4 protein-coding genes are annotated in these 23,716 nt (G+C 50.1%); all 4 read left to right on the top strand.

Annotated features, from left to right (window positions below; translation table 11 throughout):
* Nucleotides 1-123: 123 nt before the first annotated feature.
* The 4 genes from ACOJUO_RS03680 to ACOJUO_RS03665 all read left to right on the top strand — a co-directional run bounded on the left by ACOJUO_RS03680 (nt 124) and on the right by ACOJUO_RS03665 (nt 23,686).
* Nucleotides 124-7,908, top strand: a complete 7,785-nt coding sequence (locus ACOJUO_RS03680) for an AAA family ATPase (protein ID WP_422138953.1) — start codon at nt 124-126, stop codon at nt 7,906-7,908.
* 300 nt (nt 7,909-8,208) lie between these two features.
* Nucleotides 8,209-15,582: an AAA family ATPase gene (locus tag ACOJUO_RS03675; RefSeq protein WP_422138952.1), complete on the top strand. Its 7,374-nt coding sequence runs from the start codon at nt 8,209-8,211 to the stop codon at nt 15,580-15,582.
* 254 nt (nt 15,583-15,836) lie between these two features.
* Nucleotides 15,837-15,959 carry a hypothetical protein gene (locus ACOJUO_RS03670; RefSeq protein ID WP_422138951.1) on the top strand — a complete coding sequence of 41 codons (123 nt, stop codon included), beginning with the start codon at nt 15,837-15,839 and terminating at the stop codon, nt 15,957-15,959.
* A 125-nt stretch (nt 15,960-16,084) separates the two neighbouring features.
* Nucleotides 16,085-23,686 (top strand): AAA family ATPase, encoded by a 7,602-nt coding sequence (locus ACOJUO_RS03665; RefSeq protein ID WP_422138950.1) that lies wholly within the window; start codon nt 16,085-16,087, stop codon nt 23,684-23,686.
* Nucleotides 23,687-23,716 lie beyond the last annotated feature (30 nt).

Here is a 23,716-nt window from a genome sequence, read left to right as displayed (position 1 = left end):
TGTCACAGTGATTTCCATCAATCATTACGGCTAACTTTCCAAGCGGAACTTTCGTCCTATCTTACGGTCAAATAATTAAACAGTCTCAATTTAATCCTCCAGATGGCAGTAGGGAGATTAGCTATGGATAGTCGTATTGGTGGTGAAAAAAACAACCTCGTTTCTCTTAGTGACGTGCCTGTCAGTGACATGCCTGATAGCGCAGTGCCAAGCAAGAGAGCAACGCAGGGTTTACCATCAAAGATTACAAAGGCCTGCTCTGGTATCGCTTCCACACTCAATAAATCATCACCTTCGGTAAACTTTCCTGACAAAACCAGAACCCTGGCCTCAACCGATTCCTCACTCCACAAGGCCCCTCATGCCTTCGATTTTCGTTTTGTCACCAGTGATGATGAGCTTCGAAAGCTTCTGGTTGCCCAGACCTGCGATGAACATCGGGATGTCACCCTTATTTCCCACCCCGATGACCTGTCACAGGCTAACCTGGTGACCCGCTTGAGCATTTCCGGTGACGGTCGCCACACCCTGGGTTCGGGCAAGCTGTTTGAAGGTTCACAGCCCATGACTCTGGTGCTGGATATCCGAAAGCTCTCCAGCGAGGATCTGCCAAAATTTAACGACCTGCTGGACCCGAATAACCCCTGTCTATACGACAAAGTCAGCCAGAAGAAACGCTCTCTGGGTGAACATGTTGCTCTGCTGGTGGTGGCAGACCCTGACCAGCTGGCATCGGTTGGCCAGCGTGAAGATGCACCCGGTGCTGATTTCTGGCGGCGAATTAATCGACCGGGCAATACCTGGCAGTTCGAGGCACAGACCGGCAATGCTCCGGCAATGGACGCTGACGAGGTGCCTCCGGTATTGGCGGAACGCTCCGCTGAAAGCGCCATGGATGACGACAATACCCTTGTTATCGACTGTCACCTGCACAGACACTGGCGACAGTTGCTGCTGGGTGGCCCTGGCGTAGATAAACAGGGACGAATCCAGCACCTCCCAGGCAGGCTCGAGTTATTGAAGGCCGGACAACGGGTGATTCTGAAAGGGGCCAACTGGCAGGATCTGGCCTTTGAACAGACGATTCGGCAAATGCTGGCGCAGCAGTGCTTTGAGAGCAATGGCAAGGTCTGTCGGTTACCCGACAATGTTCAGTTTTATCAGATGCCGGTAGGGAATGACGAGCTTCGTTCACTGTTTCAAAACCTGTCCTGCTCTTTAGAAAAACAAGGTGACAAACAAGACGACGAAGGACTTGTTCAAGAGCAACCACCACAAAATCCCATCATCATTAACGAGAGTACTATCAGGGAATGGCTGAGCCCGATTGCCATTGCCCCGGAAGGCTATGCAGTCCCCAACAGCTGTCTGTCGGAACAGGTTCAGGCGGGGGGTACCGTCACCGTTACGTCTCCCCTCAATGAGGAAAACTGGTTTCGTTTGCTAGGCTCGCTGCAGACTATTCGCGAAACCACTGGCCTGAAGCCCCGACTTCAGGTGGCTTATGCAAAAGGACAACCAAAAGCCCTGGGATTGACAGAACAGGATGGGCACCCTTTGCCCGGGTTACCGAAAAAAGTCAGCGATCAGGCTGCCATTAACACCGTCACTTATCAGCAACATGCCCAGGTCAGACACTGGATCAATCAACAGCCGCAAACACCTCTGGTCATTCAGGTTAATGAACAGACCAGCTTCAGCCAGCTATTTGATAATATCTATATCACCTCGGAACAGAAGGCGTATTTTGGACGCCGTCAGAGTAAGTTGCAGGAGGCATTAACCGCTGGCAAGCCAGTGGTATTCCGGGGACTCGAGCGTAATCCAGCGCTTCAGCAACTGCTGGAACCTCTGGTTGCAGGACAACCTCTGTTGGTGAATGGTCAATTACAGGCCTACCCACAAGCTCGTGTCACAGTGCTCTGGCCTGAGTCTGCAAAAAGTCCCTCTTCAGTATTGAGCTCGATGCTTGCCACGGGTAAACCCTGTCCCGAGATCGATCTCTGGGATATCAGCGCCTCCAGGTATGAGATCCCCCGGACTGAACTGCCTGAACAAGCACTTAATGAACTTTACCAAGCCTTTGAAACCGTCCCCGTCGACCTGTGCAACCCTTTGCCTGAAATAACCGAAGGGTTATTAAATAACCTGATACTGGCGGCCCGGCAGGCACAGCAGGTTGACCAGTCCTTGAGGCTTTTACCCCGTCACTGGCGCAAGGCCATCAACAGCGTTATCACCCATGGTACCCGGCAACATCCGTCCGTGCGTGATTTTATGAAAGTGGTTTGTCGGCAGCTATTGCCAGATGAGAATCAAACCGCCTCGGTAGACCGTGATCGCTTGAACGCCATCATCAAAAGTGCCCTGTCGTTAGATAGAGAGTTTGTGAAGGAAAACCTGTGGCCTCTGATCAGAGCCTTTGACCCGAAAGTCTTTAAACAGTCACAACTGTCTTATCAAGGTTCATCTCTGAAATGGGATCAGGAAGAAGTTCTGGACAGGCTCTGCGCCCTGATCGTGGCCCATGCGTCTGAAGAAAAACGAGGTGCAATGGCCTGCCAGCTGGAAGTCAGTCCGGCAGCAGCAAAGACCCATCAATCGTTAACCATCAGGCCATCAAGACAGATTAAACGTTTGCAGGATGCATTGGCTTCTGGCTGGCAGTTAACCTTGCCATCAGAACAGATCCGATCCGATGCCATTCAAGCGCTGGCCACTGATTGTTTTCATATTGCCAAAACAGCAACTTCTGAGGCAGCAGGCATTGAACGCATAGAACTTCGGCTGTCTGAATCACTGAAATGGACGGTCTCCAATGATATGCCTTTGTCAGCACTGGCCCGGGATCTTTATCACGGCGAGATAAGTCAAAAGGATCGCGAAAGCCGTCGATTGTCCCGACTCCATGACCGGCTTACGGACTCTCCCGTTCTGTTCCTGCAGGGAGAAACCGGCACCGGGAAAAGTTACTTTTCTGCCAAAATGGCCAGGGCTTCGGGACAAGCTTCAGTCATTTCCCTTGGACCTTCAGACAGTGAACAGACCCTGATGAAACGCTGGCAGTGGCAACAACACGCCGACGGCGACCGTTCTATGACACCGCAAAACCGGGCGTTGATGGAATGGGCCAAAACCGAATCCGACAAAGACGGAGATTACATTACCCTGGTTCTGGATGAAGCCAACCTGGCCCAAGCCGGATTACTGGCGTCATTGAACGGCTTATGGGAACCACAACCCTGCATCTATGTGAATGGTCATCCTGTCAAGGTCAGCCTGAAACACCGGGTGATTCTCACCGGCAATCCCGATCATTATGCCGGGCGCCAACTGGACCCGGCCCTGAAAGAGAAACTGCCCAGGGCTTACTACCCTCGCCTGGATCAGTCATTCCTTCGGGACAGGGTGATAGAACCGGCTCTGGTCAAGCATTTACGAGAGCATCTGACGGAGCAGCAAATAAACGACATTGTACACAGTGCCAGCAAAAGTGTGATGGCGCTCTGGCAATATTATCAGGAACTCTTGCCCGACCATGAGTTTACCCCCAGGGATTTAACGGACATCTGCAGTTGGGTGGGCTGGTATCTGGATCGTGCTCAGCCCGCTTGCGGCAGTGTGACCTGTGAGCAAATAAACAGTTTGATACAACACAGTTTTCGGGATGTACTGGGCCCTGAAATCACCGAAACACATCAGGACGCCCTGTCAGCACTGGAAATCTGGTTTGCTGCCCGCTACGAATCGGAGAACACCCTGAGCGACAGAGTTCATAACAAGACCCTGCAGGAAATGCAGCAGACCTTCAGTACAGTCAGCGAAAAAATCCGACCAGACTTTGATACCTCCGGATCGGCAGTCCGTGAACTGGCGCAACGACTTGGACAGGATTTAAACCGCTGTCAGCAGGCTTATCATCACGAAAGAAAACACGGCGGTCGTCAGGCGACACTGATTGAAGGTCCAGCCGGACGGGGCAAGGATGCCACGCTGAACCTGGTGATTGAAAGTGTCAGAAAGCTGGCTGAAGAACGGCAAGAATCCATGCCGGAAGTCTATTACCTGAATGCCTGTGATTGTTCCTGGGACAAACTGTGCGAAAAGATCCAGAAGGCAAAAGACGATGGCGGCATCGTGGTGATTTCGGAAATGAATCTGATCGACAGCCAGCATCTGGAAGGTGAGTTAAACGATATTCTGGCCGGTGACGCCCATCCCGGCTTCCACCTGTTTGCCACCATCAACCCGCCTGAGTACAGCGGGCGAAAACCCTTATCGTCGGCACTGAAAGGACGTTTTCGACATTTGCCCATCCGGCAGTACAACCCGACAGAATTACAGACCATTGCCGAAAAAGTGTTGCCAGAGTCCTCAGAAGGGACATCAGCCGCTATAAAGCTGACAGAAAAACATTGTCTTTTAAGGGCTCACCTGCAAGGCAAAAAACTGCCATTGCAGCCCACCAGCCTTGATTTACAGAATGTTGCCAGAGCTATCACCAGAGGTGGCGATTTTAGCGAAAAAGCCGTTCATCAATGCCTCAATCAGCACTACCGGCTTTATCTGATGGCCGCCAATATATCGCTAGAGGAACTGCCTGAGTCTTCGGCTCTTGCCATGAGGAAAAGTGAATTTAATTCCGGACTTTGCCAATGGTTCAATCGGACGGTATCGGACATTGACCGTCCGTGGTTGATTCGAAACAGTCATCTCAACGGTGTTGATGAAAAAAACCATGAAATTCGTATCAAGACTCGTCCGACTGAAGAGGAAACCAAAACGGAACTTATCAGGATGGTGGCTCAGAAAAAATGGCAGGCATCCGGTCTTTCCCTGAATCCGGATCAGTCGGACGATATTTTCACACAGGCACTTTACAGACACTGGCAGCAACGCTGGTTCGCTGATGATTTTAGCCTTACCGAAGTGGACGCTAATAGTGTATTTCCCCTGACCAAAGAACAGGCACAAACACTGAAAATGTGGGACTGCAAGCCTTATCTTAAGGAGGCTAATAAGCAGATACGGGCATGGAACTCCCGTGACCTTCAATGCTGGCCCGCATTTTGGCATCAGATCAGCGCTCTGCCGAACCGTTTGGTAAACGATTTTATTAAGAAAGCATCAGCCATTAGCGGTGATGGCGCTCCTGAACCATACAATCCAGAAGTTGAGGAAGAAAAAGCTCCGGCATTGGATCGAGGAACGAACTACGAGGATCGGGATAATTCAGTGACTAAGTTTCACAAAGTTTTTAATACGCAGCATCACCCTAGTATGTATCGCTGGCAGGCAAAAGATATTCGTGTCACCGCCGGGGGTGAAATCAAAGAGATCGATCTTGATGGCAAACACTTTCTGGGGGTCGAAACCCTCACTCCTAAACGGTTGCCAGGGAAAGACCAGAAAGTGATATTAACCAGAGATCAAGCGCTGGGGACCCTTGAGGTATCACCAAAGAATGGTCAATGTCCCTTACCCAGCCTGACGGCCAGTGACACTATCGTGGCCTTGCGTTTAGAACCCAATGTGCCATTTAAACTGACCCGGGACCAATACACCGGGCTTCATACACTGTTTATTCCTCTGGCCAAAGCCTACCAGAGTTTTCAGTGTACTTATGTCGTAGAACCCCGAAAGCCGGGCGAAAAAACGGCTGCTAAAGAAGCCTTTTTTGACGTCCAGTGTTCAGAAGGCATTAAGTCCGTACTGAAGGAACTGTTTGATAACATCAACGAACAACCCGCCAAAATACAGGCACCGTTGCGCAAAATAATGGACGCTAAAGACGTCAGGCAACGAATTAGCGCAATCACGGAATACTGCGAACAGTTCTCCGGTGCAGCTAAACCAGATGAGAGTGAAAATTTCTTTCGATTCCTGGTAACAAATCGGCAAGGTAGCTGTCGTCATCGTGCGCCTGTTTTTGTTGCTTTTTGTCGCTATTTCGGAATTCCCAGTCGGCAAATTGACAGCCTCAAGCACGCCTTTGCTGAGTATTCCGTGGATGGAGGCCAAACCTGGGAGTCAGTGAATTTGGGCGGAGCGTCTGGTGAGTCTACAGTAATCACACCTGACTTCCAGCACAGCAGCAAGGCCGGTAGTTCCAGCAGCAGGCCTAATTTCGGAATTCCCGGTTGGGAAATCAGTAGCGGTATCCACAGCTTTGGCGGGTTTTCCGCAGATGGAAGCCAAACCCTGGGGTCAGTGAATTTGGGCGCAGCGCCTCGCAAGTCTACAGAAATCGCACCTGACTTCCAGCACAGCAGCAAGGCCGGTAGTTCCAGCAGCTGGCCAAACAAGATTAACATTAACAATCTCCTTAAAGATGCTGATTCAGCACAACAGCAAGCTCTAACTGATGTTTTGGAGATTAGCCAGAAGGCGCTAAAAAAAGCCCATAAGACAAACACTGCATGGTTAGAAACCAAACTGAAACCTTTCGAAATGGTACTGAAACTTTGGAAGAAAAAAGATTTGGCCAGCTTTTCCATGGGCGTCTCAATCTTAGATTCGCTAGAGACAAAAGCATTGAACGATTCAGGGCTGGAATTGATCGGTAATGTGTATGGCGAAAATAATCGAAGATATAATCCAATGACGGAAGCCGTAATACAAATATTGTCTGACAGTGATGAAGATCAGGTCTCTAATCAACTCAAATCACTCTATGTAAAAATGATTGTTCAGGGCGAAGCACTCCCTGAATATTGGTTGAGATCAATAGTGAAAATACTGAACGGCAGTGACCTAAGCAAACGTTCGGTTATTCAATTTGCCGGTGAAGCCCTTAAATCGGGTTGGCTGGATCTGGTGCCGGTAAAAATATTCCCGGGGCAGGAGAAAATTGAACATCATAAGCTATTGGTCCGTCTGGAAAGCGTCGATGAACTGAAGGCTGATGCCAGTCATTGTCTGAAACAATGGTATAAGGAATTATTGTCAAGGGAAAAAAACAACCACAGGTGGCAATTCCTTTATAGCAGCTTCCAAACGAATAAAAATTATGCCTCACTCGTCTCTCATGGTCATGATGGGGTTTCGCCATTCCTTCAAGGTAAAATTACCAGCTCGTCTTTGCAAAAATCCTGGACATACCAACCTGAGGGTATTCCGAATATAGAACGATTGCTGGTACATGATCCCGCGTTTGAGCAGTTAAGCTCGGTCAGGGTGAACCAACGTCCGGTGATTATCCTGGGACAACCATACTGGAGCGACACAGCGATGGATGAAAAGGTCGAAGCCCTTTTGCAACGAATTATTGCCAACAACCCGGACAACCTGAAGCCGCTTCTAGAAAAAAGAAATCAATATAATCAGATAAAAAAACAATTTGACGATGATATGGAAGCACTGAAGAAAGAACATAGTTATAGAGAATGCAGGTACTCCGGGTTTCGTGATGAGCGATATGAAAGTGAAAAAAATGACTATGAGAAAAAAAGGCTTGAGATTGAAAACAGGTATAACTCTGCTATGAAGCTCATTAAGCTGTCGTATGAGGAGCAAAAACTGCAGACTGATTTAGTAAACAAATGCATTAAGTCAATTCAGCAAGCCTTCAGTTTCTACCTGTATGGATTGGCAAACTCGAAAGGCGGTTACTTGAAGTATTGTTGGGCCGATGCTGCTATTGGGCCTCATGCTGTCAAAGGGCCTAATGATGAAAAGTGCTGCCACTATGGCGCTCACGATCCATCCTCACCAGAAGAGCTGTATGCCATGATGACCTGGATTAGAAGCTCTGACGAGTTCCAGGAGTCTGTTGAATATGCTTACTTACGGCAAGCGCAAAACGCCAGCGATGCTCTGGTGCTGAAATCCGGTGAGCTGACAACCATCGCCGAAGAGTTTTTGAACAGCATGAATTTGAATTCGCTTTCTGACGCATTGGAGAGCTGACAACCTCAATATCCCAAAAGTCCATCCCATTTGTGATGGATACGGGTAATACCAATCGTATTTTCTAACTCCCGCAATGAGCATGGAGATTTGAGCCTTAAGACAAGGCGGCGTGAGGAGTCATAGCCTTAGCTATGGCGACGATCGCCAACGCAGGATTAAGGCTCAAATCTTCAGCGCAATAGGGAGTTAGAAAGTTCGATTGGTATAACTATCCTGACGGAACTTCCATCCTGTCTGAAGGTCATACCATTAAACAATGGCAATGCAGTCCTTCAAATAACAGGTAGGAGATTCACTATGGATGGTCGTATTGTTGGGCAAAAATGCAAACCTTCTGCTGAAAATAGTTTACCTCCAGCCAAGAGACAGGGAGGATATTCATCATCTAAGATTGCAGAGGTCTGCTCTGGTGTCACTCCCCAAACCAAGACATCATCAAATCCGTTGATGTTGCCTGACAGAGCGAGTTCCGTATTCTCTATGGATTGCACGCTCCCAAAGGCCCCTTATTCTTTCGATTTTCGTTTTGTCGCCAGTGATGATGAGGTTCGACAGCTTTTAGTTGCCCGGGCTGGCGATGAGAATAGGGATGTCACCCTTATTTCCCACCCCGATGATCTTGCACAGGCTAACCTGGTGAGCCGGTTGAGCATTTCCGCCGATGGTCGCCACACTGTGAGTTCGGGCAAGCTGTTCGAAGGTTCACAGCCACTCACACTGGTGATGGATATCCGAAAACTCAACAGCGAAGAGCTGCCAAAATTTAACGATCTGCTGGACCCGGATACTCCCTGTCTGTTCGACAAAGCCAGTCAGAAGAAACGCCCTTTGGGCGAGCATGTTTCGCTATTGGTCCTGGCCGACCCTGAGCAGTTGGCATCGGTTGGTCTGCGTGAAGATGCACCCGCGGTCGGCGCTCCGGGTGCTGACTTCTGGCGGCGAATTAACAGGCCGGGAAATACCTGGCAGTTCGAGGCTCAGACCGACAATGACTCATCAATGAACCTGGACAATGTTCCCCCGCTATTGGCTGAACTCCCCTGTGCCGAAAGTGCTATGGATGACGACAGTACCGTTTTAATTAACTGCCATAGGCACACCAGCTGGCGACAGTTGCTGCTGGGCGGGCCGGGAGTGGATCAACAGGGGCGAATCCGGCACATCCCCGGCAGGCTTGAGTGTTTGAGGGCCGGGCAACGGGTCATTCTGAAAGGGGCCAACTGGCAGGACCTGGCTTTTGAACAGACGATTCGACAGATACTGGCGCAGCACTGCTTTGAGAGCAATGGCAAGATCTGTGGGTTACCCGACGATGTTCAGTTTTATCAAATGTCGGTAGACAGTAATGAGCTTCACTCACTGTTTCTAACCCTGTCCTGCCAGGGTGACGCTTCAGGACACCCGATCATCATTAACCAGAGTAACATTAGTGAGTGGCTGAACCCGATTGCTATTTCCCCGCAAGGCTATGCAACCCCTAACAACTGTTTGTTGGAACAAATTCGGGCGGGTGGTGTAGTCACTGTAACCTCTGCCCTTAATGAGGCACTATGGTTTCGTTTGCTGGGTTCATTGCAGACTATTCGCGAAACGAGTGACCTGGAGCCCCGACTTCAGGTGATGCACTCAAAACAACAGCCGAAAGCCCTTGGATTGCCAGAAAACGATGGGCAGCCTGTGTCCAGCCTGCAGGACAAAACCAGAGAGCACACTGCCTTTGATATCGTCACTTATCATCAACAGGCCCAGGCAAGCCACTGGATCAATTATCTGCAGGAAGCACCTCTGGTCATCCAGATCAATGAACAGACCAGCTTCAGCCAGCTTTTTGATAATATCCATATCACTTCGGAACAAAAGGCTCATTTTGGGCGACGTCAGAGCGGGTTGCAGAAGGCATTAATCGCTGGCACGCCGGTTTTATTGCGGGGATTGGAAACTAATCCAATGCTTCAGCAACTTCTGGAACCCCTGGCTGTAGGGCAACCTCTGTTGGTGAATGGCCAATTACAGGCCTTCCCAAAAGCCCTTGTCGCAATACTCTGGCCCAAGTCCGTGATGGGCTTCTCTTCGGTATTGGATTCGATGGTCGCCACGGCTGACCCATGTCCTGACTTCGATATCTGGGATATCAATGCGGACAGGCATGATATCCCCCGGACTGAATTGCCAGAACAAGCACTTTACTCAGTTTACAATGCGTTTAATACCGTACCTGCTCACCTTTGTAACCCTTTGCCTGAAATTACCGAAGACTTGTTGAATAACCTGATACTGGCTGCCCGACGGGTACAGCAGGTTGACCAGTCACCACTGCTTTTACCCGGCCACTGGCGCAAGGCTATCAATAGCGTCATTACCCATGGCACCCGGCAGCATGCGTCCGTGCGCGATTTTATGAAAGTGGCTTGTTGGCATTCACTGCCTGATGTTCATACGACGCCGGTTAAGGATCAAACCGCCTCGGTAGACCCGGATCAGTTAGCTACCATCATCAATGGTGCTCTGCGGTTGGATAGAACGTTTATGAAGCAGAACTTCTGGCAACTGGCCCGAGCCTTTGATCCGGCGGTATTTAAGGACAGTGAATTACAAGTGTCCTATAAAAGTCCATTTCCAGTGCAGGGTGAAAAGGAAGCTCTGGACAGATTCTGTGCCATGGTCCTGGCCCATGCGCCTGAAGAAAAACGCCAGGCAATGGCCTATCAGCTGGCAGTCGACCCGGCGGCGGCAGAGCCCTGGCAATCGTTAACCATCAGACCCACAAGACAGATTAAACGTTTGCAGGATGCACTGGCTTCTGGCTGGCAGTTAGCTTTGTCACCAGGGCAGACCCGATCCCATGGCATTCAATCTCTGGCTGGCGATTGCTTTTACATAGCCAGAACAGCCAATTCTGACGCAGCAGGCATTGAGCACATAAAAAATCGACTGTCTGAATCACTGGCATGGACGGGGTCCACGGATAAGCCCTTATCCGCACTGGCCGACGATCTTTATCACGGCCTGACGAACCAGAAGGATCGTGAAAGCCGACGATTATCCCGACTCCATGAACGGTTCGCGGATTCTCCCGTTATCTTCCTGCAGGGAGAAACCGGTACTGGAAAAAGTTACTTTTCCGCCAAAATGGCGAATGCTTCAGGACAGGCTGCGGTCATTTCACTTGGGCCTTCTGACAGCGAACAAACCCTGATGAAACGCTGGCAGTGGCAAGAGCACACCGAGGGTGACCGTTCCATGACACTGCAAAACCGGGCGCTGATGGAATGGGCCAACACTCCGTCCGGGAAGGATGGACACTATGTCACTCTGGTTCTGGATGAAGCCAACCTGGCCAAAGCCGGATTGCTGGCATCATTGAACGGCTTATGGGAACCGCAACCGTGCGTATACGTCAATGGTCATCCTGTCAATGTCGGCCCGAAACACCGGGTGATTCTCACCGGTAACCCGGATCATTACGCCGGGCGCCAAATGGGCCCGGCCCTGAGAGAGAAACTGCCCAGAGCTTACTACCCACGGTTAGACCAGGCATTCCTCCGGGACAGGGTGGTGGAACCGGCTCTGGTCAGGCATTTACAACGGCATCTGCCGGAGCAGCAAATAAACGACATTGTACACAGTGCCAGCAACAGTGTGATGGTACTCTGGAAATATTATCAGGAACTCTTGCCCGGGCATGAGTTTACCCCCAGGGATTTAACCGATATCTGCAGCTGGGTGGGTTGGTATCTGGATCGTGCCCAACCCGCTCGCGGCAGTGTGACCTGTGAGCAAATAAACAGTTTGATCCAACAGAGTTTTCGGGATGTACTGGGGCCGGAAATCACCGAAACTCATCAGGATGCCCTGTCGGCACTGGAAATCTGGTTTACTGCCCGATTCCAACCGGAGAACACCCTGAGCGACAGAGTTCGTAACCAGACCCTGTCAGATATTCAGCAGACCTTCATTACAGTCACCAGAGAAATCCGACCTGAGTTTGATACCTCTGGATCAGCAGTCATTGAACTGGTGCAAAGACTGGGACAGGATTTAAGCCGCGCTCAGCAAGCTTATCATCTCGGCATAAAACACGGCGGCCGTCAGGCAACGCTGATTGAAGGTCCGGCCGGGCGGGGTAAAGATGCCACGCTGAACCTGGTGATTGAAACTGTCAGACAGCAGGCCAGGCAACGGGGAGAATCCATGCCTGAGGTCTTCCCCCTGAATGCCTGTGACTGTTCCTGGGACAAACTGTGTGAAGCGATCCAGAAGGCAAAAGTCGATGGCGGCATCGTAGTGATTTCGGAAATGAATCTGATCGACAGCCAGCATCTGGAAGGTGAGTTAAACGATATTCTGGCCGGTGACGCTCATCCGGGCTTCCATCTCTTCGCCACCATCAACCCGCCTCAGTACAGCGGGCGCAAACCCTTGTCACCGGCACTGAAAGGGCGTTTCAGACATCTGCCCATCCGGCAGTATAACCCGACAGAACTGCAGACCATTGCCGGGAAAGTATTGCCACAGAACCCGGAGGGGAAAATCGTGGCTAAAGAGCTGACTCAGCAACACTGTCGCTTGAGGGCTTACCTGCAACAGCAAAACTTGTCGTTGCAGCCGACCAGTCTTGATCTGCAGAATGTCGCCAGGGCGGTTGCAAGAGAGGGCGCCTTGACCGACAAGAGGCTTCTTCAATGCTTCAATCAGCACTACCGGCTTTATCTGATGGCCGCCAAAATATCGCTGGCGGAACTGCCCGGGTCATCGCTCCCGAATTTAGGTGAAGGAGCGCTGGAGTCTGATCTTTGCCATTGGTTCAATGAAACGGTATCGGGCATTGATCGCCCCTGGTTGATACGACACAGTGACCGCAACAGTATTGATGAAAAAAACCATGAAATTCGTGTTAACACTTGTCTGCATCCAGAAAAAGTCAAAACTGAAATCATCAAGAGGGTGGCTCAGGCAAAATGGCAGGCGTCCGGTCTTCCCCTGAAGCCTCAACAGTCGTACGACATACTCACCCGGGCACTCTACCGACACTGGCAACAAAGCTGGTTTGGTGTTCAATTTGGCCAGACGGGCGTGGACGTTAATTGCGTCTTCTCCATGACGAAAGAAGAGCAACAAACGCTGAAAGCACCGGCTTCCCTGTCTTATGTCCGCAAGGCTGATCAGCGGATAGCTGCATGGAACGCCAATGAAGTTCAATTTTGGTCCGGGTTCTGGCATCAGATCAGTGATCTGCCGAACCAATGGGTTGACGACTCTGAAAGATACAACCCGGAAGTCGAGGAGAAAAAAGCCAAGACATTGGACCAAATGACGAATTATGAGGATCTGAAGATAGAGCTTAACGATTATAAAATTTTTGATACGCAGGACCATTCTTGCCACATGTATCGCTGGCAGGCAACTGATAATTATGTGACGGCTAAGGGGTATGTCAAACTGATCGATCTTGATGATGAACATCTTCAGGGGTTCGAAACCCTCATACCAACATCGTTACCCGGGCGTGACCAGACAGTGACATTAGCCAGAGATCAAACGCTGGCGACCCTTGAGCTGTCATCAGAGAATGCTAATGGTGAATATCCATTGCCCAGCCTGAGGGCTAACGACTATATCGTGGCCCTGAGTCTGGAACCCAATTTGGCATTTACCCTGGTCAGGGGTCGATATACCGGGCTTCACATACTGTCTATTAAAGAGCCCAGAGCCAACCAGAGTATTCAGTGTACTTATGTCGTAGAACCCAGAGAATCGAACAACAAAACAGCTGCTAAAGGAGTCCGGCCAGAACAATCAACACATTTTGATATCCACTGTTCAGAAGGTATGAAAACAGTACTGGACAGATTGTTTGAGACCATTGAAGACCCGCAAGACCCAACCGAAGAACAGCTGCCTTTATGGAAAATAAAAAACGCTAAAAACACGACGCAGCGCATTGAGGCGATCAGCGAATATTGCCGACAGTTTGCCGGAGATGCGCAACCAGAGAGCAATAAGAACTTCTTTGAATTTCTTGTAACACAGCGGCAAGGTAGCTGTCGTCATCGTGTGCCTGTTTTTGTTGCTTTATGTCGTTACTTCGGGATTCCCTGTCGGCAAATTAATAGCCGGGCCCACGCCTTTGCCGAGTATTCTCCGGATGAACGGCAAACCTGGGATTCAGTGGATTTGGGCGGAGCGCCCGCAAATACAACAGAGATCGAATCTGTCTTCCAGACCACCAGAAGGATCAGTGTTTCCAGCACTGAGTCAAAGAAGATTAAGGATCTTCTGAAAAGAGCAAATCTGGCACAACTGCAAGCTTTGGCTAAAGCCCTTGACATAAATTTTGAGGAACTGAAAGAAGCGCTTGAGACAAACAGTGCATTGCCAGACACCCATCTGAGTCTTCCTGAATTGGCAAGGAAGCTCTGGGAGCAAGGAGATTTAACCAGTTTTTCCCTGAGTGTCTCAATCATAGAGTCAATGGAGACAACAACATCAGGCCATCTCATCAAGCAGCTGACCGATGTTCTTGATGGCACCGGTGAGCATACCGGTAAAAGGATGTCGGAGGTGATAGCACAAGCATTGTCCGAGAGTAATGAAGATCAGGTCATTGAACCACTCAAATCGTTACACTCACAAATGATTGTTCAGGGCAAAGCAAACCCTCGGCAGTGGTTGAGTTCAATGGTGGATCTGCTGAAAAACAGCGACCTGAGCAAGCCTTCGGTGATTCACCTTGCCCGTGAAGCCCTGAAATCGGGTTGGCTGGACCCACTGCCAACCTCTGACGGCGAAATTATAGATGCTGACGAACATCATGAACTATTGGTGAGTCTCGAAGGTATCGATGAGTTTAAGTTTAAAGCCGGACATTGCCTTAAAAAGTGGTACAAGGAATTATTGTCCGCAGAAAAAAATAGCCAGCTATGGCGGTTAACTTATGAAAGCTTCGTAAAGAGAGAAGGTACTGACTTGGTCGTTGATCATTCTCATGATGGCGTTTCGTCACTCCTTGAAAATAAAATAGCCAGCCCATCTATACAGATGTCCTGGACAGACGAACCTGAGGGAGTTCCGGATATAGAACGAATGTTGCTGCAACATCCCGCGTTTGGGCAGTTAATCTCGGGCAATACTAACCACCGCAGGGTGATTATCCTGGGGGAACCTGACTGGGCAGAGACAATGATTGTTGAAAAGAGCAAAGTCCTGTTTCAACGAGTCGTTGAGAACAGCCCGAAATTGCAGCAGTTATCTGAACAAATCAAAACAAAGTCCCCTGGTGTGCCCTATGAAGACGAAAGGCTTGAGGAATTAAAACGCAGATGCTTCCCGATAATTCAGCAGGCCTTCAGTCATTACCTCTATAAAGTGACACACTCAAAAAACGCCAGTTTGACGTATTGTTGGGTGAATGCTCACATCAGGAGGTCCCAATACAATTACAACTATGGCACCCATGATCCATCCTCACCAGAAGAGCTGGATGCCATGATGGGTGAAATTGATAGCGATTATAAGTTTGAGAAATCGATTAAGGATGACTGCTTACGACAGGCACTCAACGCCGATAATGCTCTGGTGCTCAGAACCGACGATCTGACAAAAATTGCCGATGAGTTTTTGAACACCGTGAATTTGAATTCGATGTTTGACTCAGAATATTTATTCCTCTGATGATAGCTGCCCATAAATGTTCCATAAGGCCATCCTGACAACTCGTTCCCACGCTCCTTCGAGGCTGTCGCAAAACTCTAACAGCTCGTTCCCATGCTCTGAGGGTGTCGCAAAACTCCAACAGCTCGTTCCCATGCTCTGAGTTCGTCATTCCCGCGAAGGCGGGAATCCAGCGCCAACGGTGGATCTCTGCCTTCTCGGGGATGACAAGGCCAGGGGAGCACCAGGCAGTATGGTTCTGGTGGTGAGTCAGTGTGGATTCCCGCCTTCGCGGGAATGACGAGAATGAAATCGGGAATGACAGGAGTGAAGGCGGGAATGACAGGAGTGAAGGCGGGAACCAGAGTTTTGCGACAGCCTCTCCTTCGCGGGAATGACGGGAGAATTGTCCCCTGTAGAGTGGATTTGGGTAACTGTCCTTACGGAACTTCCATCCTTTCTGAAGGTCTTACGCTTAAACAATTTCAGTACAGTCCTTCGGATAACAGGTGGGAGATTGACTATGGATGGTCGTATTGTTGGGCAAAAAAGCAAAGCTTTTCCTGATAATAATAATGTTCCGCCCGCCAAGAAAGCGAATCAGTACGCATCGGCAAAGATTGTAGAGGTCTGCTCAACCCCCCAACTCAATAGATCCTTACCTCCGATAATCTTGCCTGACAGGACGACAAGTCTTTTCTCAGCCAATTCCCCGCCCCCAATAACCCCTCATTCCTTCGATTTTCGTTTTGTTGCCAGTGACGATGAGGTTCGACAGCTTTTAGTTGCCGAAACCGGCGATAAATATCGGGATGTCACCCTTATTTCTCATCCCGATGACCTCTCAAAGGCTAACCTGGTGAGCCGGTTGAGCATTTCCGGCGATGGTCGCCACACTCTGCGCTCAGGTAAGCTGTTCGAAGGTTCGCAGCCATTAACTTTGGTGATGGATATCAGAAAACTCACCAGCGCTGAACTGCCGAAATTTAACGATCTACTGGACCCGGATAATCCTTGTCTGTACGACAAAGTCAGGCACAGGAAACGTCCTCTGGGCAAGCATGTTTCTCTATTGGTGCTGGCGGCTCCTGAACAGTTGAGATCGGTTGGCAGACGTGGGGAAGCACCGGGGGCCGATGCACCGGGGGCCGATGCACCGGGGGCCGACGCACCGGGGGCCGACGCACCGGGGGCCGATTTCTGGCGGCGAATTAATCGACCGGGAAATACCTGGCAGTTCGATACTCAGACCGGCAATACCCCATCAATGACCAGCTGCAAGGCTCCCCCGATATTGCCTGAATACCCCAGTGCCGAAATTGCTCTGGATAATACCGTTCTTATTGACTGTCACTTGCACAATAACTGGCGACAGTTGCTTCTGGGCGGCCCCGGAGTGGATCAACAGGGGCGAATCCGGCACATTCCTGGCAGGCTTGAATCATTGAGGACCGGACAAACGGTGATTCTGAAAGGGGCCAACTGGCAGGATCTGACCTTTGAACAAACGATTCGACAGATACTGGCGCAACAGCGCTTTGAGAGCAATGGCAAGGTTTGTCAGTTATCCGACAATGTTCAGTTTTATCAAATGCCGGTAGGGAATGACGAACTTCATTCACTGTTCCAAAGCCTGTCCCGCTCTCGCGACAAAGAAGGTGACAAAGAAGCTGACAAAGGATCTGATAAAAAGCACGCACCACCAGGCCCGATCATTATTAACCAGGTTAATATCAGAGAATGGCTGAGCCCGATTGCCATTGCCCAGGGAGGCTATGCAGCCCCTAATACCTGTCTGTTGGAGCAAATTCAGGCGGGTGCTGCAGTGACCATAACGTCTCCCCTCACTGAGGCTCTCTGGTTTCGTTTGCTGGGTTCACTGCAGACTATTCGCGACACAACCGGCCTGACGCCCCGACTTCAGGTGGCTCATCCGGGACAGCAACCAGAAGCCCTGGGATTGGCAGAAAACCATGAACAACCTCTGTTCAATATCAGAGATCAGTCTGCTTTTAATGCAGTCACTTATCAGCAACAGGCCCAGGTAAGTCACTGGATCAATCATTACCCGCAAGCCCCCCTGGTTATTCAGGTGAATGAACAGACCAGCTTCAGCCAGCTTTTTGATAATATCCGTATCACCTCGGAACAAAAGGCACATTTTGGACGACATCAGAGTGGCTTGCAGCAGACATTAACCGCTGGCAAGCCGGTGGTATTGCGCGGGCTGGAGACTAACCCAACACTTCAGCAACTTCTGGAACCCCTGGCGGTTGGGCAACCTCTGTTGGTCAATGGCCAATTACAGGCCTACCCGCAGGCTAATGTCACCCTACTCTGGCCTGAGTCTGTGCAGAGCCCCTCTTCAATATTTAATTCGATGGTCGCCGCGGCTACCCCCTGTCCTGAGGTCGATCTCTGGGATATCAATGCCCTCAGGCATGATATCTCCCGCACTGAACTGCCGGAACAGGCACTGCACTCACTTTACGAAGCGTTTGAAACCGTACCTGCCCACCTGTGTAACCCTCTGCCAGAAATGACCGAAGGCCTGTTGAATAACCTGATACTGGCTGCCCGACGAGCACAGCAGGTTGACCAGTCTCCTCAGCTCCTGACCCGCCATTGGCGCAAGGCCATCAACAGCGTCATCACCCATGGTGCCCGGCAGAATCCGTCAGTGCGGGATTTTATGAAAGTGGCTTGCTGGCACTTGTTACCGGACAAGACGACGGATGCCCATAAAAAGCCGGATGAGAATCAAGCCGCCTCGGTAGACGCGGACCTGTTAGCGACCATCATCAGTAGCACCCCGCGACTGAATAGAAAGTTTGTCAGGCAGAACCTGTGGCAGCTGGCCCGGGCCTTTGACCCGGCAGTCTTTAAAGATGCCAAATTACAGCTGTCCTATGAAAGTCCATTTCCAGTGCAGGGTGAAAAAGAAGTTATGGACAGGCTCTGTGCCATAATCCTGGCCCACGCACCGGAAAAACAACGAAATGCTGTAGCCTATCAGCTGGCAGTCGATCCGGCGGCAACAAAGCCCTGGCAATCCTTAGCCACCAGACCAACCAGACAGATTAAACGTTTGCAAGATGCACTGGCTTCTGGCTGGCAGTTACTTCTGCCACCGGGGCAGACCCGATACGAAGCCATCCACACTCTGGCCAGCGATTGTGTTCACATGGCCAGAACAGCGAATTCTGAGGCAGAACCCGTTGAACGCATAGAAAATCGGCTGTCTGAATCACTGAAATGGTGGGGTTCTGCCGATGTGTCCCTGTCCGCACTGGCCCGGGATCTTTATCACGGCAAGATGAGTCAGGAGGATCGTGAAAACCGTCGATTATCCCGACTCCATGACCGGCTTAAAGACTCTCCCGTTATATTCCTCGAGGGGGAAACCGGCACCGGGAAAAGCTACTTTTCCGCCAAAATGGCGAGGGCTTCAGGACAGGCTGCGGTGATTTCCCTTGGACCTTCTGACAGCGAACAAACCCTGATGAAACGCTGGCAATGGCAACAACACGCCGACGGCGACCGCTCTATGGCGCAACAAAACCGGGCATTGATGGAATGGGCCAATACCGGAACTCACAAAGACGAAGGCTGTGTTGGAGGAAGCTATATCACCCTGGTGCTGGATGAGGCTAACCTGGCCCGGGCCGGATTGCTGGCGACATTGAACGGCTTGTGGGAAGCGCAACCCTGCATTTATGTGAATGGTCATCCTGTCAGGGTCAGCGAAAAACACCGGGTGATTCTCACCGGCAACCCGGATCATTATGCCGGACGCCAGCTGGACCCGGCCCTCAGGGAAAAACTGCCCAGGGCTTACTACCCACGCCTGGATCAGGCTTTCCTTCAGGATAGAGTGGTGGAACCGGCTCTGGTCAATCAGTTGCAACGGCATCTGCCAGAGCAGCAAATAAACGACATTGTACGCAATACTGTCGGAACTGTGATGGTGCTCTGGCAACATTATCAGGAGCTGTTGCCTGAGCATGAGTTTACCCCCAGGGATTTAACGGATATCTGCAGTTGGGTGGGCTGGTATCTGGATCGTGCGCTGCCCGCAGATGACCCCGTTACCTCCGGACAAATCAACAGTTTGATCCAACAGGGCTTTCTGGATGTACTGGGTCCCGAAATTACCGGGACTCATCAGGATGCCCAGCTGGCACTGGAAATCTGGTTTGCTACCCGTTACGAACCGGAGAACAGCCTGAGTGACAAAGTTCATAATCACACCCTGTCAGATATTCAGCAGGCCTTCAAAACATTCAGCCAAGAGATCCGACCTGAGTTTGATACCTCCGGATCGGCAGTCATTGAACTGGTACAACGGCTTGGACAGGATTTAAGCCGCTGTCAGCAGGCTTATCATCTCAACATAAAACACGACGGAAGACAGGCGACACTGATTGAAGGACCGGTCGGACGGGGTAAAGATGTCACACTGAACCTGGTGATCGAAAGTTTCAGACAGCAGGCTGAACGACGGGGAGAATCCATGCCGGAGGTCTTTCCCCTGAATGCCTGTGATTGTTCCTGGGACAAGGTGTGTGAAGCGATCCAGACGGCAAAAGTCCATGGCGGCATAGTGGTTATTTCGGAAATGAATCTGATCGGCAGCCAGCATCTGGAAGGTGAGTTAAACGATATTCTGGCCGGTGACGCTCATCCGGGTTTCCACCTGTTCGCCACCATCAACCCTCCTGAGTACAGTGGGCGAAAACCTTTATCACCGGCCCTGAAAGGGCGTTTTCGACATTTGCCCATCCGGCAGTATAACCGGGCCGAATTGCAGACCATCGCTGAGAAAGTGTTGCCACAGACCCCAAAAGGGAAAATGGTGGCTGAATGGCTGACTCAGCAACATTGTCGATTGAGGACTTACCTGCAACGCAATAACTTGCCGTTACAGCCCTCCAGCCTTGATTTACAGAATGTCGCCAGGGCTGTTATCAGAAGGGGCGACTTTAGCGAAAAAGGACTTTATCAATGCCTCGATCAGCACTACCGACTTTATCTGATGGCCGCTGACCTGTCAGTGGAGAAACTGCCTGAGTCATTGGCTCTTGCCATGGGTAAAAGTGAGCCTGATTTCAGACTTTGCCAATGGTTCAACCAAATGGTATCGGGCATTGACCGTCCGTGGTTAATACGACGCAGTGATCTCAACAGTATTGATGAAAAACGCCATGAAATTCGTTTCAAGGCTCGTCTGACTGAAAAGGCAGCCAGAACGGCAATCATCAGGATGATGGCTCAGGCAAAGTGGCTGGCATCTGGTCTTTCCCTGAAGCCCGATCCGTCGGACGATATTTTCACCGGAGCACTGTACCGATACTGGCAGCACCGCTGGTTTAATCATGAGTTTGGCCGGACAGGTGTAGACGCTGATAGTGTATTTCCCCTGACCGAAGAGGAAAAACAAACGTTGAAATTACCGGCATCCCAGCCTTATCTGCGAGAGGCCGATCAGCGGATAGTCCCATTGAACGCCCACGAAGTTCAGTTATGTCCCGGGTTTTGGCATCAGATAAGGGATCTGCCAAACCATTGGGTGGAGAGGTCTATGAGCGAAGCGTTCGAAACCGGCGATGATAAGGCTCCTGAACAATACGATCCGGAAGTCCAACAGAAACAGACTCCGACATTGGACCAGGACACGAACTATGAAAATCAGGAGAAGCCACCCGTTAACGTCCATAAAATTTTTAATACGCAGACCCCTTCTTTCCATATGTATCGCTGGTGGGCAAAGGAGATTTACGTGACTGCTGAAGGTGATGTCAAACGGATCGTCATTAATGACAAACCCACTCTTGGGATTGAAACCCTCATACCTGCCCGGTTACCAGGGCATGATCAGGAAGTGACATTAGCCGAAGATCAGACGCTGGCGACCCTCAAGAGATCATCCTGCAACGGTCAATTTGACTTGCCCAGCCTGACGCCTGACGACTATATCGTGGCTTTGCGTATCGAACCCGATTTGCCATTTACCCTGGTCAGGGATCGATATACCGGGCTTCACTCACTGACTATTCCAGAGGCCAGCGCTTGGCAGAGTATTCAATTTTTTTACGTCGTAGAACCCAGAAAAACGAGCACTAAAGGAACCCGGCCTGAACGGTCAATAGATTCCGACAGCCAGTGTTCAGAGGCTATGAAAAATGTACTGGATGAGCTGTTTACGACCACTGACCAATACCCAGCCGAAGTAGAGGCGCTTTTACAGACAATGAAAAGCACTGAGGACACGAGGCAACGCATTAAGGCGATCACTGACTATTGCCAGCAGTTTTCTGGTAAGGCCCGACCCGAGAGTAGTGACAATTTCTTTCAATTCCTCGTCACACAGCGGCAAGGTAGCTGTCGTCATCGTGTGCCTGTTTTTATCGCTTTTTGTCGTTATTTCGGGATTCCATGTCGGCAAATAAGCAACCTTGTCCACAGCTTTGCTGAGTATTCTGTGGATAGAGGCCAAACCTGGGAGCCAGTGGATTTGGGCGGTGAGCCTGTGCAGACAACAGAAATCACACCTGACTTCCAGCCCACCCGGAAGAGCGGTAGTTCCGGCACTGCATCAAAGAAAATTAAGGATCTCCTGAAAGGAACTGATTCAGCACAACAGCAAGCTCTGGCCAAAGCCTGCGGTATCAGTTTTGAGGAACTGAACAAAGCCCTTGAGGGAAACAATGCATTACCAGACACAAATCCAGGTACTTTCGAAATGGTTAAGAATCTCTGGAAAGAAAAAGATTTAGCCGGTTTTTCCATGGGTGTCTCAATGTTGGAGACAAAAACATTGGGCCATCTGGAAAAGCAATTGATCGGTGATGTGCATGACCCCGATGGGTATACCTGGAAACCGATGTCGGAGGCAGTCAAACAAATCTTATCCAGCAGTGCTGCAAATCAGGTCATTGAACCACTCAAGTCATTGCACTCAAAAATGATTATTCAGTGCGGAGCAGACCCCTGCCAGTGGCTGAGTTCAATGATGGATATACTGAAATACAGTGACTTGGCCAACCCTGCGGTTATTCACTTTGCCCGGGAAGCTCTGCAATCGGGTTGGCTGGATCCATTGCCAGTCTACGAACACCATATTGTAGGAGCTCATGAACATCACGATCTATTGGCGTTTCTGGAAGGCATCGATGAACTCAAGGTTAATGCCGTCCTCTGCCTGAAAAAGTGGTACAGGGAATTGTTGTCCAGGGAAAAAAATAGTCAGGTATGGCGTCTGGGTTATAAATACTTCCAAAGTGAAGAGGACAATGTCCCGTTCATCACTCATTGTCATGGCGGGTTTTCACCATTCCTTGAAGATAAAATGGCCAGTCAATCTTTACAAAACATCTGGACGGACGAACCTGAGGGCATTCCGAATATAGAACGAATGCTGGTGCATCTCCCCGCATTTGTGAAGTTAACCCCGGGCACTGCGAACTGCCGTCCGGTGATTATTATGGGAAGACCTTCCTTCCGCAGCGAAGTGATGGATAAAAAGATCGAAACCCTGTTAGCCAGGAACAACCCCGACTTGAAGCAGTTATTGGAAAAGATCAATCAATATGAGGCAAAGGAAAAACAACTCCAACATGAGCTGGATGCAGTGGATAGTTCTTATCCTGATAGTGAAATGGATGTTGACTGCATGGAGAAAAAAAAACGTGCCATCAAGCGCAGTTACGAACCCACTCTGAAGTCCCTTGAGGTGTCATGGGAGGACAGAAAGCTTTTGCATGTTTTAAAATTCAAATGTACGCAAACGATTGAGCAGGCTGTCATTCATTACCTGTATGAAGTGACACACACAAAAGGCAGTTGCCTGACGTATTGTTGGGCCAATGCTTACATCGGGGACTCCAGGGACCCCGACTACTATGGCGCTCATGACCCGGCTTCAGCAGAAGAGCTGTTTTTCATGATGTGTAATATTGATAGTTCTTTATCGTTTCAGAAATCTATCAAGGATAGCTGTTTAAAACAGGCACTCAACGCCAATAACGCTCTGGTACTCAAATCCGATGAGCTGTTAAAAATTGCCGAAGAGTTTTTGAATCGCATGAATTTGAACTCGATCTATAAATCGTTGAATATGTGTTAGGTGTCTCTGTGCACCAAACAACTCGCTTGT

The organism is Endozoicomonas sp. ALC020, assembly GCF_049275935.1.
Lineage (GTDB): Bacteria > Pseudomonadota > Gammaproteobacteria > Pseudomonadales > Endozoicomonadaceae > Endozoicomonas_A.
The sequence above is the reverse complement of the archived record's forward strand: the minus strand, read 5'-3'. Positions and strand labels throughout refer to the sequence as shown.

Excerpts from the sequence above, each read along its gene's own strand:
- ACOJUO_RS03680 (WP_422138953.1), top strand. The coding sequence starts at position 124 with ATGGATAGTCGTATTGGTGGTGAAAAAAACAACCTCGTTTCTCTTAGT.
- ACOJUO_RS03675 (WP_422138952.1), top strand. The coding sequence starts at position 8,209 with ATGGATGGTCGTATTGTTGGGCAAAAATGCAAACCTTCTGCTGAAAAT.
- ACOJUO_RS03665 (WP_422138950.1), top strand. The coding sequence starts at position 16,085 with ATGGATGGTCGTATTGTTGGGCAAAAAAGCAAAGCTTTTCCTGATAAT.